The 14,900-nt window shown below is 46.5% G+C and carries 12 protein-coding genes; 4 read left to right on the top strand and 8 right to left on the bottom strand.

The features are described 5' to 3' along the window. Nucleotides 1-44: 44 nt before the first annotated feature. Both BMZ72_RS34015 and BMZ72_RS34020 read right to left on the bottom strand, forming a co-directional pair. The gene (locus BMZ72_RS34015; protein ID WP_089815592.1) at nt 45-1,718 is read right to left on the bottom strand and encodes a DUF5060 domain-containing protein; all 1,674 of its coding nucleotides are present in this window, start codon (nt 1,716-1,718) and stop codon (nt 45-47) included. A 66-nt stretch (nt 1,719-1,784) separates the two neighbouring features. Beyond that, a complete protein-coding gene (locus tag BMZ72_RS34020) occupies nt 1,785-5,999 on the bottom strand; it encodes a hybrid sensor histidine kinase/response regulator transcription factor (protein WP_177223017.1) in 4,215 nt (1,404 codons plus the stop codon). Nucleotides 6,000-6,277: 278 nt separating this feature from the next. Here BMZ72_RS34020 and BMZ72_RS34025 point away from each other — a divergent pair, with 278 nt between their 5' ends. From BMZ72_RS34025 to BMZ72_RS34035, 3 genes are all read left to right on the top strand, one after another. Further along, nucleotides 6,278-7,165 carry an AraC family transcriptional regulator gene (locus BMZ72_RS34025; protein WP_089815679.1) on the top strand — a complete coding sequence of 296 codons (888 nt, stop codon included), beginning with the start codon at nt 6,278-6,280 and terminating at the stop codon, nt 7,163-7,165. Between the two features lie 231 nt (nt 7,166-7,396). Next, complete coding sequence (locus tag BMZ72_RS34030) at nt 7,397-8,422, top strand: SDR family NAD(P)-dependent oxidoreductase (RefSeq protein ID WP_089815596.1); 1,026 nt, start codon at nt 7,397-7,399, stop codon at nt 8,420-8,422. A gap of 65 nt (nt 8,423-8,487) precedes the next feature. Further along, a complete protein-coding gene (locus tag BMZ72_RS34035; protein WP_089815599.1) occupies nt 8,488-9,300 on the top strand; it encodes an AraC family transcriptional regulator in 813 nt (270 codons plus the stop codon). Nucleotides 9,301-9,311: 11 nt separating this feature from the next. On the opposite strand, the gene BMZ72_RS34040 is transcribed toward BMZ72_RS34035, so the two are convergent. From BMZ72_RS34040 to BMZ72_RS34055, 4 genes are all read right to left on the bottom strand, one after another. Continuing rightward, nucleotides 9,312-9,947 carry an OmpW/AlkL family protein gene (locus tag BMZ72_RS34040; protein ID WP_089815601.1) on the bottom strand — a complete coding sequence of 212 codons (636 nt, stop codon included), beginning with the start codon at nt 9,945-9,947 and terminating at the stop codon, nt 9,312-9,314. Between the two features lie 131 nt (nt 9,948-10,078). Next, nucleotides 10,079-10,531: a hypothetical protein gene (locus BMZ72_RS34045; protein WP_089815603.1), complete on the bottom strand. Its 453-nt coding sequence runs from the start codon at nt 10,529-10,531 to the stop codon at nt 10,079-10,081. 95 nt (nt 10,532-10,626) lie between these two features. Beyond that, nucleotides 10,627-11,334 carry a LytR/AlgR family response regulator transcription factor gene (locus BMZ72_RS34050; RefSeq protein ID WP_089815605.1) on the bottom strand — a complete coding sequence of 236 codons (708 nt, stop codon included), beginning with the start codon at nt 11,332-11,334 and terminating at the stop codon, nt 10,627-10,629. Next, nucleotides 11,334-12,383 carry a sensor histidine kinase gene (locus BMZ72_RS34055; RefSeq protein WP_255373364.1) on the bottom strand — a complete coding sequence of 350 codons (1,050 nt, stop codon included), beginning with the start codon at nt 12,381-12,383 and terminating at the stop codon, nt 11,334-11,336. Before BMZ72_RS34055 ends, BMZ72_RS34050 begins: the two co-directional genes overlap by 1 nt. Nucleotides 12,384-12,707: 324 nt before the next feature. On the opposite strand from BMZ72_RS34055, the gene BMZ72_RS34060 reads away from it, so the two are divergent. Then, nucleotides 12,708-13,106, top strand: a complete 399-nt coding sequence (locus BMZ72_RS34060; protein ID WP_089815610.1) for a cupin domain-containing protein — start codon at nt 12,708-12,710, stop codon at nt 13,104-13,106. Nucleotides 13,107-13,191: 85 nt separating this feature from the next. Here the strand turns inward: BMZ72_RS34060 and BMZ72_RS34065 are convergent, their stop codons facing one another. Together BMZ72_RS34065 and BMZ72_RS34070 are read right to left on the bottom strand one after the other, a co-directional pair. Beyond that, a complete protein-coding gene (locus tag BMZ72_RS34065) occupies nt 13,192-13,932 on the bottom strand; it encodes an SDR family oxidoreductase (RefSeq protein WP_089815612.1) in 741 nt (246 codons plus the stop codon). Nucleotides 13,933-13,998: 66 nt separating this feature from the next. Beyond that, the gene (locus tag BMZ72_RS34070; RefSeq protein ID WP_089815614.1) at nt 13,999-14,886 is read right to left on the bottom strand and encodes a helix-turn-helix domain-containing protein; all 888 of its coding nucleotides are present in this window, start codon (nt 14,884-14,886) and stop codon (nt 13,999-14,001) included. Nucleotides 14,887-14,900 lie beyond the last annotated feature (14 nt).

Here is a 14,900-nt window from a genome sequence, read left to right on the forward strand (position 1 = left end):
GGAATGATCAATTATTAGGGTGGATCAGGGCGTTCAGATGTGTGTCAGGGTTTAAATACCAGTATGAGCTCTTCTTTTGCGGGCAACACGGTATTGCTGATCTGGATGGTTCCGTCAGCAGTACGTTTATAGGTACTTGTATTCCAGGTGTTTTTTAAGGGATGAAAACATTGCAGGGTATAACCGGATGGAATGTTTACGCGTATATCGACAGATTGCTGGTTTGTTGTATTATTCAGTGCGTAGATGAAGACCGTATTGCCGCATTTTACGGCGTAGGATTCCAACAAAGCAGATTGTACAGGTAACTGTTCGAATTGCCCTTTACCAGTCTGTAACATCATTTTATTGACGGTGCTTACGCTTTGCAGATAGGGTGTCATGTGCTGGTCATCAAACAGTTCCCACCACCAGGACATGGGCAGGACCGGCGTCGGACTGAACATGCCGTACCACAGGCCACGGCGATAATCGTAATTGGCTTCCGTCGCATACTTTGGGTCCTGGTCTTCCCAGCGGTAGCCAAATTCTCCTACTACATATGGTTTGCCGAATGTCTGGATGTAATCGGGATAGATGCCCGGTATCTTTTCGGTGTGTTTGTAGATATGTTTTTGGTTGAAGTCGATATAAGGAATCGCATTCATTCCGATAATATCCCTGTGTGAGATGCTGGTGCTGACAAGATGATGGTAAGGGTCGATATCCTTCAGATAACGGCTCATTTCCAGGTGCCATTGCGCGATTACAGGCAGTGGAATCAGGATACTATCCTGTTGTGTGAAGGCGGCATTGTCTACTTCATTAAAGAACTCCCACACGGCAATGCTTGTGCTATACCCCCAGCGGGCGATGATGTAACGGAGTTTGTTCTTATATTTTTCCTGTGCCTGCTGACTGGTGAAGAAGGCGGTAGGGTTCTCCGCCGGACCGCCATTCACTTTATTATAACTGCTGTGTTTCCATCCGCCATGTTCCATCAGGTGACCGTGCCAGTCGAGCGTCAGCATGAAATAAAGTCCCAGTGAATCGCACATGTCTACCAGTTGATCCATCCGCCGGATGGCGCCGGGATGGAAGTATTCCATTGAAGGCTGGTATCTCTTGGTACTACGCGGCTGTTTCCATTCAAGTGGCAGATTCCAGTAACACATCCAGGTGCGGAAGAAGTTGGCGCCATTGTTTGCCAGCGAAGGCAACAGGTAGTCGTAGGTCCATTTATCATCTTCAAATGAGCGGGATTCCCAGGCAACGTTTTCACCTACACCGCGGAACAATTCTCCATTGTCAAAACGGAATGTCCACAGGTCATTTTTATGCAGAAAGCCCTTGCGGGAGCTTTTATTAACAGTGAATGCTGCCGGTGTACTAAGCACGGTATCTTTTCCGGCGATCAGTTCAAAGTAATACTGATACTGTCCTGCTTCCTGCGGCGCGAAACGTGATTTCCAGTGATGATTTTCCTGGTCAAAATAGGCCGGTAGCAGGAGTGGCTTCCCGGAGGGAGATACCAGACACATGTCGAGTTTTATTTCACGCTGGTCATAGGGATTTGAATAATTCGCAGTAAGATCAATATTCCACTCTGCCTTTTCATACAGGTTCAGGGAAGACGCAGGTGGTGTAATGCGCTGTAGTTTCGTCGAATCGTTTCCATACACAGTGAAAGCAGCCATCAGCAGTGCATAACATGGAATGGCTTTTACATAGTTTTTCATGCTACCAAAGGTAGCGGCAGTGCAAACCTGGGATTAATGCTGGATTGGCTATTTATGATGTTTAACCTATCTGACGCCTGCTTTTTTACGGGTCAGGTATTCTTTGGGCCCCATGCCATATTGTTTGATGAAGCATTTATTGAAATAAGAATGGCTGTTAAAGCCTACTTCAAAGGCGATCTGACTGATGCTGAGGTCTCCTTCCAGCAATAACTGTACGCTTTTACGCAGTCTGATTGCTTTAATGAATTCATGGACGGTTTGTCCGGTCAATGTTTTGACTTTATTATACAGCAAGGTTCTGCTGACGTACAGTTTTTTAGCAATCACAGTGGCATCCAGTTCCTGGTTACCCAGTTCTGTATCGATGAATTGAATCAGTTGTTTCAGAAACTCCTGGTCCGTAGCGGAGAGTTGTTGTAGTTCAGCCGTTAAAGGCATATCACTGAAGATCTGTTCCCGGAGTCGCTGATAGGTAGTATCCTGTTTGTTTAAGATGTTCAGTAATACCTGTGACAGCAATTCAGGACTGACTGGTTTGGACAAATAGGCTTCTATGCCCGCTTCATAGCCAGCCGCCTGCATGGTGCTGCTTTCCTGACTGGTCAATATAACTACAGGAATATGACTGGTGGCGCCGTCTGCTTTTACCTGTTTGCAGAACTCAATGCCGTTGATGCCAGGCATCAGCAGATCTGCAATGATCAGAGCGGGCATGATCTCTCTTGCCAGGGCATAACCGCTATGACCGTCTTCCGCTTCAAATATTTCGAAGATATCGGAGAGGATCAGGCGAAGATATTCGCGCATCTCTTTATTGTCTTCTACTAACAGGAGTTTTCTGCCTCTGAGCTGCATGAATTTCTCCGCAGGTAAATCCTGCCAGATACCCGTTTCGGGTTTAGTGTGTGCAGGTTGCTGTGTTGGGTCTATAATAGCTGGTATGGCTACAGGTAAAGTGATAGAGAATACGCTTCCTTTTCCTTCCTGGCTATCGACGGTAATACAACCCTTATTCGCATGCAGGAAATCTCTGACGATCACCAGTCCGAGTCCGGTGCCTTTCTCTCCGGCGGTCCCTCTGCTGACTTCCTGTTTATCGATATCAAAGAGGTGTTCCATGGTTTGGGCAGACATGCCGATACCATCATCAGCGACGCTTAATATGATCTGCTGATCTTTTTCAGAAGCGCTGATCTTAATGTGTCCGCCATAGTCAGTGAACTTGATACTGTTGGATAAGAGGTTTCTGATGATCACTTCCAGCATCTGTGGATCGGCATAGATCCAACAGTCGGCTACTTCATTTTGCAGGGTGATATTCTTTCTATGAAGGTCCGGTTCAAGCAATGCAGCAATATTCGCAGTCATCGTTGTCACATCACAGGAGGCAGGTTGCAGTTGCATGTGCCGGGATTGTGACATAGACCAGCTTAGCAGGTTTACCAGTAACTCGAATACATGGATCGAGGAACTGTGCATGTTTTTCAGGTACTGCCGTAAAGTACCCGCTTCCATTTCCGGCATGTGGCCATACAGGTAACCGGAAAGTTCTTTCAGTGCGGCTACCGGGTTTTTCAGATCGTGTGCCAGGATGGAGAAGAAGTAGTCTTTGGAAGTATTCAGTTTCTCCAGTTGGGTAACTGCCAGTTCCAGTTCTTTATTCTGGCTGGAGATCTGTTGCTGTTGCTCGAGGATCTTGTCAGTCTGCCGCACGATTTCCGCATAGGATATTTCCAGTTTTTCTTTCTGTAAGGCAATTTTATCATGCTGTTCTACCAGTGAGGCATTAGACTCCTGTAAACGGGCGGTTTGTCTTCTTACTTCTGCTTTCAGCTGACGGTTCCTTCTTTTTACGCGGGCCACGCGCCAGTAGAATATACCTGTCACACCCAGCGCTAACGCCAGCAATGCCACTCCTCTGAACCACCAGGTTTGCCACCAGTAGGGAAGTATCCTGATGGTAAGCGCTTTGGCGGGCGGCAGCCAGTTGCCGTATATATCGGTGTAACGCACCTGTAGCTCATATACGCCGGGAGGGAGATGCGCAAAGGAGATCTTACGTTCATCTGTGACGTTGATCCAGTCTGAGAACTGATTAACGAGTTTATAGCTATACCTTATCTTTTGCGGTGCGTAAAGATTGATCGCCGCAAATTCAATGGTAAAGAATGATTGTTTCTGGGTAAGGGTGATCGTGTCTGTCAGGTAGAGGTTCCTGTTCAGCACACTATTGGTTTTCCCCGGCTGTTGTTCTTCCCCGAAGATGTACAGGTGACTGAAATAAAAACGGGTGGGTAAGTCCAGGGCTGTGATCGTAGCCGGATTGAAGCGGCTGAGTCCTTTCGGGCCACCAAAGTACAGCCATCCGTTACTGGAGCGGGTAGCCGCTTTCTGGAAAAAGGTTTTCTCCGGCAGACCGTCATTCTTATCATACTGATGTAGTTTCCGGGTAGCAGGTTGCAGGAAGATCAATCCTTCGTTGGTTCCCAGCCAGAGGTTATCCTGCAGATCGCAAACGACGGATTTCATGGATGCGGGTAGTTCATATTGCCGGTTCAGGTGAAGGAAAGTCTGTGTTTTTTCCTGAAACTGATCCAGGCCCTGTTCTGTGACTACCCATATATTGCCTTTACTGTCAGACGTGACCATGTTCACCGAGTTACTGTTGATACTACTGGTATCGGTGCTATGACTGAATTGGGTGAATCGCTTCCTGTCCCAGAGAAACAGTCCGCTATAGGTACTGATCCAGATCCTGTTATGACTGTCTTTATAGAGGTGATTGACCCAGGCGGGCAACTGCATATTGAAGGGGTACGTCCGGTTGTTCCTGTAATTGGTGAAAGTGCCTTTAGCAAGGTTGCAGACGGCGAGGCCTTCACCATGCGTGCCTATCCAAAGCAGGCTATCATCGGTCAGGAGTGCTTTCACATCATTATTGACCAGGGAGTTAGAATCGGCAGGATCATGCGTATAACGTTGGATACGGCCGTTACCAGGCGTATAGCGGATAAGTCCGTCGGCCCAGGTGGCGATCCACAGATCTCCCTGTTTGTCTTCCTGTATATCATTGATGGCCAGTTCACCGGAAAGCGGTGTCTTTTGTAAGTTACCTCCGTTATCCTGTCCGTAACGTATCAGACCATTGCCGGCGGTGCCTATCCATATGTTTCCATCCCTGCTTTCGTGCACTGCGCTGATGACCGTGGTGGCAAGTCCAGGTAAGGCATTGGTACTTCCCAGCAGGTTCGTAAAATGGTTTTTGTTTTTATTCGTAGTAAATATGCCGTTCCCGGCAGAGGCAAACCATGTATTGCCGAAATCATCTTCCGTGATAGACGTAATGGAGGTGAGGGGCAAATGACCGTTCTGGGAAAGCTGGCTGATGGTGGCAGGTGTCAGCTCATTTTTCCGGACAAAACAAAGCGGTTCACGGCCAATACCGATCCAGACGGTTCCTGCCTTGTCTTCATACAGGCAACGGATATTGCTATGTGAGGAGAGCATATGTCCGGTTATTTTGTCGAAACCTGCTTTTCGATTGCCCTGGATATCCAGTACGGCAATCCCTCTGTCTTCCGTTCCCACCCATACCCGTTGCTGTTTGTCTATCAGGAGGGACTGGATCTTGTTGCTGGGCAATATGGCCGTATTACCGGCGCTGTTACGGAGGTAGTTGAACTGACGGGTGCGGGTATTGAAGCGGACAATCCCCTTATTGAAGGTACCTGCCCATAGGGTGTGGTTAGGTCCCTGTGCCAGACAGAAAATAATGTTCTCATCGCCATGTCCCAGGTACCATTCCGCTTTTTGTTGCTCCGGATCCAGGCGGCAGAGGCCATTGGAAGTACCCAGCCAGAGCTGGTGGTCATCATCTTCCAGAATGGCGTTGACCGGGATCTTATCATGTGCTTCGTTCAGGGGTATCCGGCGGAAAACATTCCGGGCGGGATCGTAGCAGTTTAGTCCATCGATGGTACCGACCCATAACCTCCGCTGACTATCTTCGAAGATGGCATAGACAATATTGTTGTTCAGGCTCAGGGAGTCGTTTTCTTTGTGCAGGTATTTGGTGATGGAGTATCCATCCCAACGGAAGAGACCATCAAAGGATGCCAGCCAGACAAAACCATTGGAATCATAATAGATCTTCTGGTAATCATTGGTAGGCAGTCCGTTATCCGTGGAGATGCTGTAGATGTTATAGTTTGCTGATTGTCCGGAGGCGTCTGTCGACGCTCCGCTTATTATCAGGAGTATCAGGATGCTGATCCGCAAAAAAGCCGGCTTACACTCACTTATTCGCATTGTACTTTCCCGTGGAATTGATCTGGTTGAATGAAATATACCTGGTATTCAGATATACTCAAATATATTCACGCGTTTTGTCTTAGGGGGTATATTTTTTCGGCAAATACTAAAGTTGTTGATTATTAGATGATTAGTATTTGAATGTACTATTTTTCAAGTACGATGGACCCTGTTTCAACAGCGAATCCGGCAGTAAGAATAATATTGAGCAGCATGAACGCTTGTTCGGTGTAAATCAGAATTCCATGTTGAACGATACTATTTTGCAGAAGAAGGTACTGCGCGAAATCACATCATTAGGGGTACATGATTGTTGCTCTATCTTTTTCCGTCACAAGAGACAGTTTGCTTTCCCTTTGCATACCCATGAAGAACTGGAGCTAAACCTCGTACTGGGAGGGGCGGGCATTCAAAGGATCATTGGGGACCATATCGGGCATATCGGGCATGCCGAACTGGTATTGGTAGGACCGAATCTGCCGCATGGCTGGTTTACCCTGGATGACCGGGAGGAAGATATTCTGGAAGTAACCCTGCAATTCAGGAAAGAGCTGTTTACGGCGGGTTTTCTCAATACGGAGTTGTTGCATGCCATCAGGCGGCTGCTGGATAATGCCGGCAGGGGGATCTTATTCACGCCCGATGTGGCGGAACGGGTGTATGAGCGGTTGATCGCCCTGGAGAAAACGAGCGGTTTTGACTCATTTATCGGCTTATTATCCCTGTTACATGAATTGTCTATGGCCAGAGATAGTACCTTGCTTTCCAGTGTGTCTTTCAGCCGGGAGGAGATCACGCCGGAGAGCCGGCAGCTGGAGCAGGCATTTGAATACATGAACCGTCATTACGGGAATCCTATTGCGCTGACGGCGATAGCGAAAGTGGTGCATATGTCTGAAGCCTCCTTCAGCCGTTTTATGAAGGCACAGACCGGATTGACCTTTACGGAAAATCTGGTGGAACTGCGATTGGGACATGTGGCCAGAATGCTGGTCACCACGCAGCTGACCATTGCAGAAATAGCTTATCACTGTGGGTTTAATAATATGGCCAATTTTAATAAACTATTCAAAAGACATAAAGGCTGTACGCCGAAGGAATATAGGGGGAATTATAATAGGCAGCTGATTTAGAAATTAAGAATTAAAAATTAAGAATTACTTCTGCTCATAGAGATCCTCTCAAAAACGCAACATATTTTATATATGTGGGTACCTATAAAAGTATAGGGGCTAACCAATTCTTAATTTTTAATTCTTAATTTTTAACTGTTTTCTGGCCTGCTCGGTCAAGTAAAATCGGCCTTTTGAGTAAAGTGACTTGCCGCCACACTATCGACATTTGACCTAACAAAAAACTTGAAAATGAAACAAGGTAATTATCAGGGTCAATTGCAGCAACCGATAGGTTCAGGATTTGATAGACACTCAACAGCTGCGGATGTGATGCAGGGAGTTGATCTTACAGGAAAGATCGTTATTGTTACCGGCGGGCATTCCGGACTGGGACTGGAAACAACAAAGACACTGGCAGCGGCAGGCGCAACGGTTATAGTGGCAGCAAGGGACATAGAAAAAGCGAAGAAAAACCTGGCAGGCGTACCTAATGTAGAACTGGAAGCGATGGAACTTACCGTTCCTGCATCTATAGAGGCCTTTGCGGCGAAGTTTCTGGCATCCGGCAGACCATTACACCTGCTCTTCAATAACGCCGGTATTATGTGGGTGCCATTAGCACGCGATGCAAGAGGATATGAGAGCCAGTTTGCTACCAATCACCTCGGACACTTTCATCTGACAGCAAAGCTCTGGCCAGCCTTAAAACAGGCAGGAGGGGCGAGGGTGATCAATACTTCTTCCTGGGGGCATCATGCTTCTCCGCTGGTGTTTGAAGACCCGAATTTCGAACGCAGGGAATATAATGCCATGTCAGCATACGGACAGTCAAAAACGGCGAATGTGCTTTTTGCACTGGAACTGGACAATCGTGCCCGGCAGTTTGGCGTTCGTTCTTATTCGTTACATCCTGGTCTGATCCTGAGTACGGATCTTGCCCGTAATATCTCCCTGGATACGATGAAAGCACTGGGAATGGTAGATGATAACGGTCAGCCGGTACACCGCGAATTTAGCGGTGATAAACGCGTAGAGCAGGGTATTTCGACCCAGGTATGGTGTGCGGTTAGTCCTCAGTTGGCAGATATCGGTGGCGTATACTGTGAGAATACAGAGATCGCCATCCTGGATACGGATTACGATCCCGCTGCCAGCTGGGCAGATGATATGGAGAAGATCCAGGGGGTGATGCCGTATGCACTGGATGCGGACGCAGCCCGGCAGTTATGGACACTGAGTGAGGAACTGACAGGTGTACAATTCAATATCGCATAAGATTGTATGTTGGATGGAAGTCAGGTCAGCTAATGATCTGACTTCTTTATTTTACATTTGTAGTTATGGCGGAAAGACAAGTTAACAGGTATGCAGAGAATGTACTGACGTGTAGTGAGACGCAGCAGTACAGAGGAGAGATGGTGCTGGATGACAGCGCCCTGGTCCGTATTATTTCCGGTGAGTTGAAGATGGTACATGCAGACCGCCATTATACTTTTGGTCCTGGCGATACCTTCCTGTTTCCCCGGAATCAGCTATCTACCATGATAAAAGGTGAAAAGGATGGAAAGCCATATAAGGCGGTGATTATGCGGCTGGCAACCACTTATCTGCGTGATTATTACACGAAGAAGGAGGTGCCGCCGGCACAGCCACACTCTCCGGAGATGCTGTGTTTTGATAAGAACCCTTTGCTGGATAGTTTCTTTGCTTCTATACTTCCTTATTTCGAACTGGATAATCAGTTGCCCGAAAAGCTGGTACAGATTAAGATGGAGGAAGCCATTGAGATCCTGCGCAGCATCAACCCCCATATCGATCGTGTGTTATCCGATTTCTCTGAAGCCGGGAAAATGAACCTGGCCGATTTTATGGAGAAGAACTATATGTTCAATATACCGTTGGAGAAATTCAGTCACCTGACAGGACGTAGTCTTACGACGTTCAAGCGGGATTTTAAAAAGGCGTTTCAGACAAGTCCACAACGGTGGCTTACCCGGAAACGCCTGGAACTGGCACATTATCAGTTGTCGGAGCAACAGCGGAAACCGGTAGATGTATATTATGAAACAGGGTTTGAGAATCTGTCACATTTTTCCAGGGCCTTTAAAAGCCATTTTGGATACACGCCGACTGCCTTGCTGCAGGGTAAATGATCTTTCCTGATTTAGAATTTAAAACCAATACCTGCACTCAACAGCCATGGATTAATTTTCGTGTCTGCATATACCGTTGCTCCACCGGCTACTTCGGGTACAGTGGTGACTGTATTCTCTGTTTTAAGCCAGATCTTTTTAGCATCCACATTGATAAACCATTTTTTGGTAATAGCTATATCGACACCAAATTGCGTAGCAAAACCGAAGTTGTTCTTGTAAGAGATGTCCGCTATAGCAGGACCGGTTTTTTTACCATAAAAGATCGTGTAATTGACACCTGCGCCGGCGTAAGGCAATATTCCTTTACCTAAAGGCTGGTGGTACAGGAAGGTGAGCGTAGGAGGCAACAACCATACTTTGCCCAGATCAACATCACCAAGTGCGGTACCGGTAGCAGTTACTTTATGTCTGGTTGTACCCAATATGAGGTTGGCAGATACACGATCGAAAAGGAAATAAGTGAAGTCAAGTTCGGGGATCACAGTACTGGATATATCTGCACTACCGCCAATCGTTGTAATGTCTGCACCTGCCTCCGGAATGACAGCTGTAGCGCGTATACGGGCACGCCATTCTCCTTTCTGCTGGGCCATTCCTAATACACTAAGGCAACATAATACGTTCAGTAAGAGTAACTTTTTCATAATTGTGTTTTTTGTTCTTGGTTGTACAAACCTAGCGGAGACCGCGAACAAAAAAGCTGATGACAGACAGTGCTCTTCCTGATTATAATAATACGCCCCCGCAGGAGCGGAGGCGTTATGTATGAAATAGTTTATTTAAACCGGACCGACGCCAGTAGCATATCACCTTCGTGTAATTCCTGTGCCGTATAATGTAAACTGAGCCGGTTGCTATTGTTTTGTTTTTCTACCTGCAATAGTTCCTTTACAGGTATTTCCATGGCTTTTGTTGTATTGTCAAATGTCCATTTCTTCAGGATGTTGCCCTTTTCATCCTGTATGGCGATGACGCGGTCGGTACCTACACTTTTGTCCGTACAATGTGTGTAGATGATACGCAGCTGGTCATCGTTGTCTGCTTTATCCAGTTGCAGCATCCTTAAGTTAAGCGGCGCATTGACATATTGTTTCATGATCAGTTTACTGTTGAGATAGATCTCGTATCTGTCCAGTCCCCTGTGCGCCGTAAAGGCCGATAAAGTAAGACAGCATGCAACAAGCATGAACAGTTTTAGCATTGATTGTTTGAATACTATGTTTTTCATGGTACAATGATTTAAGTATTTGTTTACAATACTAGCCTATAAGTAAGGGGACCGGAAAAATAGTATACGAACTACCGGAAAAGTAGAGCAATGGCTTAAAGGCCATCCATTAGGTTGTCTATTGCCGCTTTGTAATTTCTGCCAATGGGAATCTGCTGATCAGCTATCATGATCCGGTTCCTTTCAATCCGTTTGATCTTATCTTTCGCTACGATAAATGATTTATGTACTCTTATGAAAAGTGCCTCCGGAAAGAGTGCCTGCATCGACTTGACGGAGCCTTTGGTCACGATCTTACCACCTGTTGTGTGAATGATCGCATAGTCTTTCAGTCCCTGTATATAGACTACATCTGCAAAGGACAATCTGATCTTTTGTACACCGCTTTTAACAAAGATAAAAGCCGGTATTTCGGGTTGAACTTCCAGGTCGGCATTGTTCCTTTCGAGGGAGAGAAATTCCGCAACCTTATCAACTGCTTTACTAAAGCGTTCGTAGGAGATCGGTTTTAATAAATAATCAATCACGCCCAGTTCATATCCTTCAAAAGCATAATCCCGGAAAGCGGTAGTAAAGACGGTAATAGGCGGCTGGGGCAGACTTCGCAGGAAATCAATGCCGCTGATCGCTGGCATCTCAATATCCAGCAGCAGGAGGTCTGCAACATGGTGTTGCAGGAATGCCTGTCCTTCCAGCGCATTACTGAAACTGCCGGCGAGGGTAAGTGCCCCGTGTTGCGTAATGTATCCTGACAGGATCTCACGGGCAAGTGGTTCATCGTCGATGATTACACATTTAAGCATCAGCGCATGATTTTTAGATGTACCTGAAAGCGATCCGGATGATCAGTAACCTCCAGTGTATGTTTACCCGGAAACAGCAGTTCCAGCCGCTTTCTCAGGTTTAACAGACCGATGCCTCCGCTTTGTACGGGAGGCGTCATATTGCCTTTATTGTTCTCTATATTGATCGTAAGTGTTGCCCCTGCCTGGATATTGATGTGCAAAAAGGCATTATCTACCGTTTTACTGACACCATGTTTAAAGGCGTTTTCTACCAGGGGAAATATCAGGAAGGGAGGCAGCCAGCATTGCTGTACATCGCCTGTTACCGTTAAACGGATATCCGCATGTTTATCCTGTCTGATCTTTTCCAGCTCGAGGTAGTTATTCAGATAACTGATCTCTTTATCCAGCGGAATGACTGCCTGTTCGCTTTCGTATAACATGTATTCCATCAGCTCAGCCAGTTTTAGTACTACAGCAGGCGCTTCATCTGATTTCTTCAATGTCAGGGCATAGAGATTATTTAAGGCATTGAAGAGGAAATGAGGATTGATCTGGGAGCGGAGGTAGTTGACCTCCGCCTGTAGCTTTTCCAGCCGGATCTCCTGTACTATTTTCTTTTGCTCATACCAGTCCATACTGAATTTCAGGGCGATGGTCAGCAACAGATAAAGTGAAGTATGAGTGAAGTTGTAGATCAGAGAAGCCGACAGCCGTGCATTTCTGCCGGGACCGAGTACATATCCGAACAGATAAAAGTCGTAAAGACTTTGTACGACCAGGTAGCTGAGCAATAATAACAGTACAAGTGAGAAGTAAGTCACATACTTTTTATGCAATAAGAACTTTGGGATCAGCCAGTGGATGTTCAGCCAGGCCAGTCCGATCAGTAGCGATACCCTTACAACCGCACAGATAAAGAAATTGGGTAGTCCTGCTTTCTGGATCAGATAGGTACGGTCATAGAGAAATATAAGCGTCACCATCACCCAGTAGGCGGCGTAAAAGTAGCGTTGCCGGTAGGGATGGTTTTTATCGGTCGTGGAAGGCATCGTTTGATTTTTCACTATATACGATATTGGTCAGGAAAGGAAAAATCCGGTAGAGGAACAGCAGAAATAGTAGAGGAAAGGTACAAAGAATTAAGGGCACCTGCTAAAAGCTACCGTTTTTACGCCCCGAAATGCCTGATTCGCGCCTGATCTTGTCCGCTTAGCCTTATTCATCCTTTACCTGCAACTCTTTCCGGCGTTACCTTTACATCATCAACACAAGAGAGATCCTCGCAACGGTAAACGGTCACCCATTATGGCCGTTCCGTACAGCGGGAAAAGTGAGGTAACAAGGCCTGATCTGGAGATCCGGATTTTTAAACGTTAAAAACTGAAAAGATGAAAATTTTACTGACTGCTATTGCCGTATTAAGTCTTGGGGCATTTGTTTTCGCAAAACAGGGGCCTAAGCAGCAACCAGGTACCAAACGTACAGAACTGCAAAGACATGATCTGGATATTCCGGGAAAGGAAACAATTCAGGCACGTATTGATTTTGATCCGGGTGCTGCGTTTGGCATGCATACCCATCCGGGAGAGGAGATCATCTATGTGCTGTCAGGTACGCTGGAATATGAGGTAGAGGGTAAGAAACCGGTAAAACTGAAGGCAGGTGACGTATTGTTTATACCTACGGGCGTAAAACATGCTGCCCGAAATGTGGGTAAGGAAACTGGCGCTGAACTGGCTACTTATGTAGTTGAAAAAGGCAAGCCGTTGGTAGTATTAGCGAAGTAAAGTGTAGTGTGTGATGTTTAATATGAAAAGATCGGGGTTATGATAACTCCGATCTTTATTTTTTGAGACAACAGGTGGATATCGCCTACCACGCACTGATGCCGGTCTCCGGATTATTGTCATCGCTGTAGAATACGCCGGAAGGGCCGTCTTCACCCAGAGTAGCAGCTTTTACCACACGGGCGGCAGCTTCCTGTACTGTACCCGGACCGCTGTGATGATTGAAGTCGGTAGCTGTATAGCCGGGGTCTACTGCATTCACTTTAAATGCGGTGTCACGCAGATTATATGCCAGTACGGTGGTATAGGCATTGAGTGCTGCTTTAGAAGAGACGTACGCGGATGGTTTGACAAGATAGTATTTCCAGGCAGGATCATTCTGCAGGGTAAGTGAGCCCAGACCTGAAGTCACATTGACGATCCTGGGCGCAGGCGCAGCCTGTAACAGATCGATGAATGCCTGTGTTACGGAGATCACGCCAAAATAGTTTGTTTCGAATACCTGTCTGAAGGTGCTGATATCTGTTTCCAAAGCAGTTTGTGCTGTCATACTACCAAGGATACCGGCATTATTGACCAATACATCCAATACCTTGGTCTTTTGTCCGAGTGTCTGACGGGCAGTCTTTATTGAATCAATGTTGTCTACATCGATCTCCAGTGCTTCCAGTTGGCTGAAACCTTCTGATTGCAGCAGACTGACAGCCTGCCTGCCTTTTTCCAGATCGCGGCAACCCAGATAAACGTAATATCCCTGTTGTAATAATTGTCTTGTTGTTTCGAAGCCGATGCTTTTGTTTGCTCCTGTTACCAGTACTGTTTTCATGATTGATGATTTAACAGTACAAAATTACAGGGGAGGGGACTCCCGGCTGTAACACATCCATCGGAGTTAATGGTACATTTTGCGGATTTCTGTCCGGAAGCTGGCGGGTGTTACCCCGGTTTCCCTTTTAAAGAAGCGGTTGAAGTAGGAGGCATCAGAGAAACCCAGGTCAAAGGCAATATCTTTGAGGGAGTTGTTGGTATGAAAGAGCAGTCTTCTGGCTTCCATGACAAGGCGGTCGTGTATGTGTTTGATGGCAGGTTTGCCACTCTGGTTTTTGATCACTTCGCTTAAATGTCCGGCAGAGATGTGTAGCATAGCTGCGTAATCTGCTACTTCATGGTATTGCTGGAAACAGGTGTTGATCTTTTCCTGAAATTGTTTTAGTAACTGTCTTTCTGCGGACTTTTCCTTCCCTTTGAACTGTGCTGTATACAAGCGGCTCAGATAGGTCAGTAAGACCGTCAGATAAGCCGCTAACATGCGTTGCTGCCATTCTCCGGGTTGTTCATATTCCAGGCGTATTTTGCTGATGATCTCTTCTATGAACAGGATATCGGGTGCAGTCAGTAGTAATTCGTGACCGTTATACGGGTTCCGGAGGATCGGAAGATCATTCAGCGAAGTATTGTCCTGTGAGGACAGGAATGCGGGTGTAAAAGCGATACCGGTGCTCCATAGTTCACCGAAACCTTCTTTTACGATCATGTTATCAGGACCGCTAAAATAGACCGTGTTACTCTTCACTTCATAAGGCGTCATATCTATCCACTGACGGCTGTCTGCCTTTCTGATAAAGACCAGCAGATAGTGACTTTTCCGGTGTGGAACAAGCAGGTCGGCCTGACCCGGCAGACCACCTTCATAATGATAGACCCTGAAGTGTTTATTACCTGTTTTGTCCGGTTCCAGGGAGTAAACAGGTACTTTTTGCGTAGCATTCAGTACTTGCATGACCTAAAGCTATG

Origin of the sequence: Chitinophaga sp. YR627, assembly GCF_900114995.1 — a bacterium.
In the GTDB taxonomy this organism is placed as follows: Bacteria; Bacteroidota; Bacteroidia; order Chitinophagales; family Chitinophagaceae; genus Chitinophaga.

Excerpts from the sequence above, each read along its gene's own strand:
- BMZ72_RS34015 (WP_089815592.1), bottom strand. The coding sequence starts at position 1,718 with ATGAAAAACTATGTAAAAGCCATTCCATGTTATGCACTGCTGATGGCT.
- BMZ72_RS34025 (WP_089815679.1), top strand. The coding sequence starts at position 6,278 with ATGTTGAACGATACTATTTTGCAGAAGAAGGTACTGCGCGAAATCACA.
- BMZ72_RS34030 (WP_089815596.1), top strand. The coding sequence starts at position 7,397 with ATGAAACAAGGTAATTATCAGGGTCAATTGCAGCAACCGATAGGTTCA.
- BMZ72_RS34035 (WP_089815599.1), top strand. The coding sequence starts at position 8,488 with ATGGCGGAAAGACAAGTTAACAGGTATGCAGAGAATGTACTGACGTGT.
- BMZ72_RS34040 (WP_089815601.1), bottom strand. The coding sequence starts at position 9,947 with ATGAAAAAGTTACTCTTACTGAACGTATTATGTTGCCTTAGTGTATTA.
- BMZ72_RS34045 (WP_089815603.1), bottom strand. The coding sequence starts at position 10,531 with ATGAAAAACATAGTATTCAAACAATCAATGCTAAAACTGTTCATGCTT.
- BMZ72_RS34050 (WP_089815605.1), bottom strand. The coding sequence starts at position 11,334 with ATGCTTAAATGTGTAATCATCGACGATGAACCACTTGCCCGTGAGATC.
- BMZ72_RS34060 (WP_089815610.1), top strand. The coding sequence starts at position 12,708 with ATGAAAATTTTACTGACTGCTATTGCCGTATTAAGTCTTGGGGCATTT.
- BMZ72_RS34065 (WP_089815612.1), bottom strand. The coding sequence starts at position 13,932 with ATGAAAACAGTACTGGTAACAGGAGCAAACAAAAGCATCGGCTTCGAA.
- BMZ72_RS34070 (WP_089815614.1), bottom strand. The coding sequence starts at position 14,886 with ATGCAAGTACTGAATGCTACGCAAAAAGTACCTGTTTACTCCCTGGAA.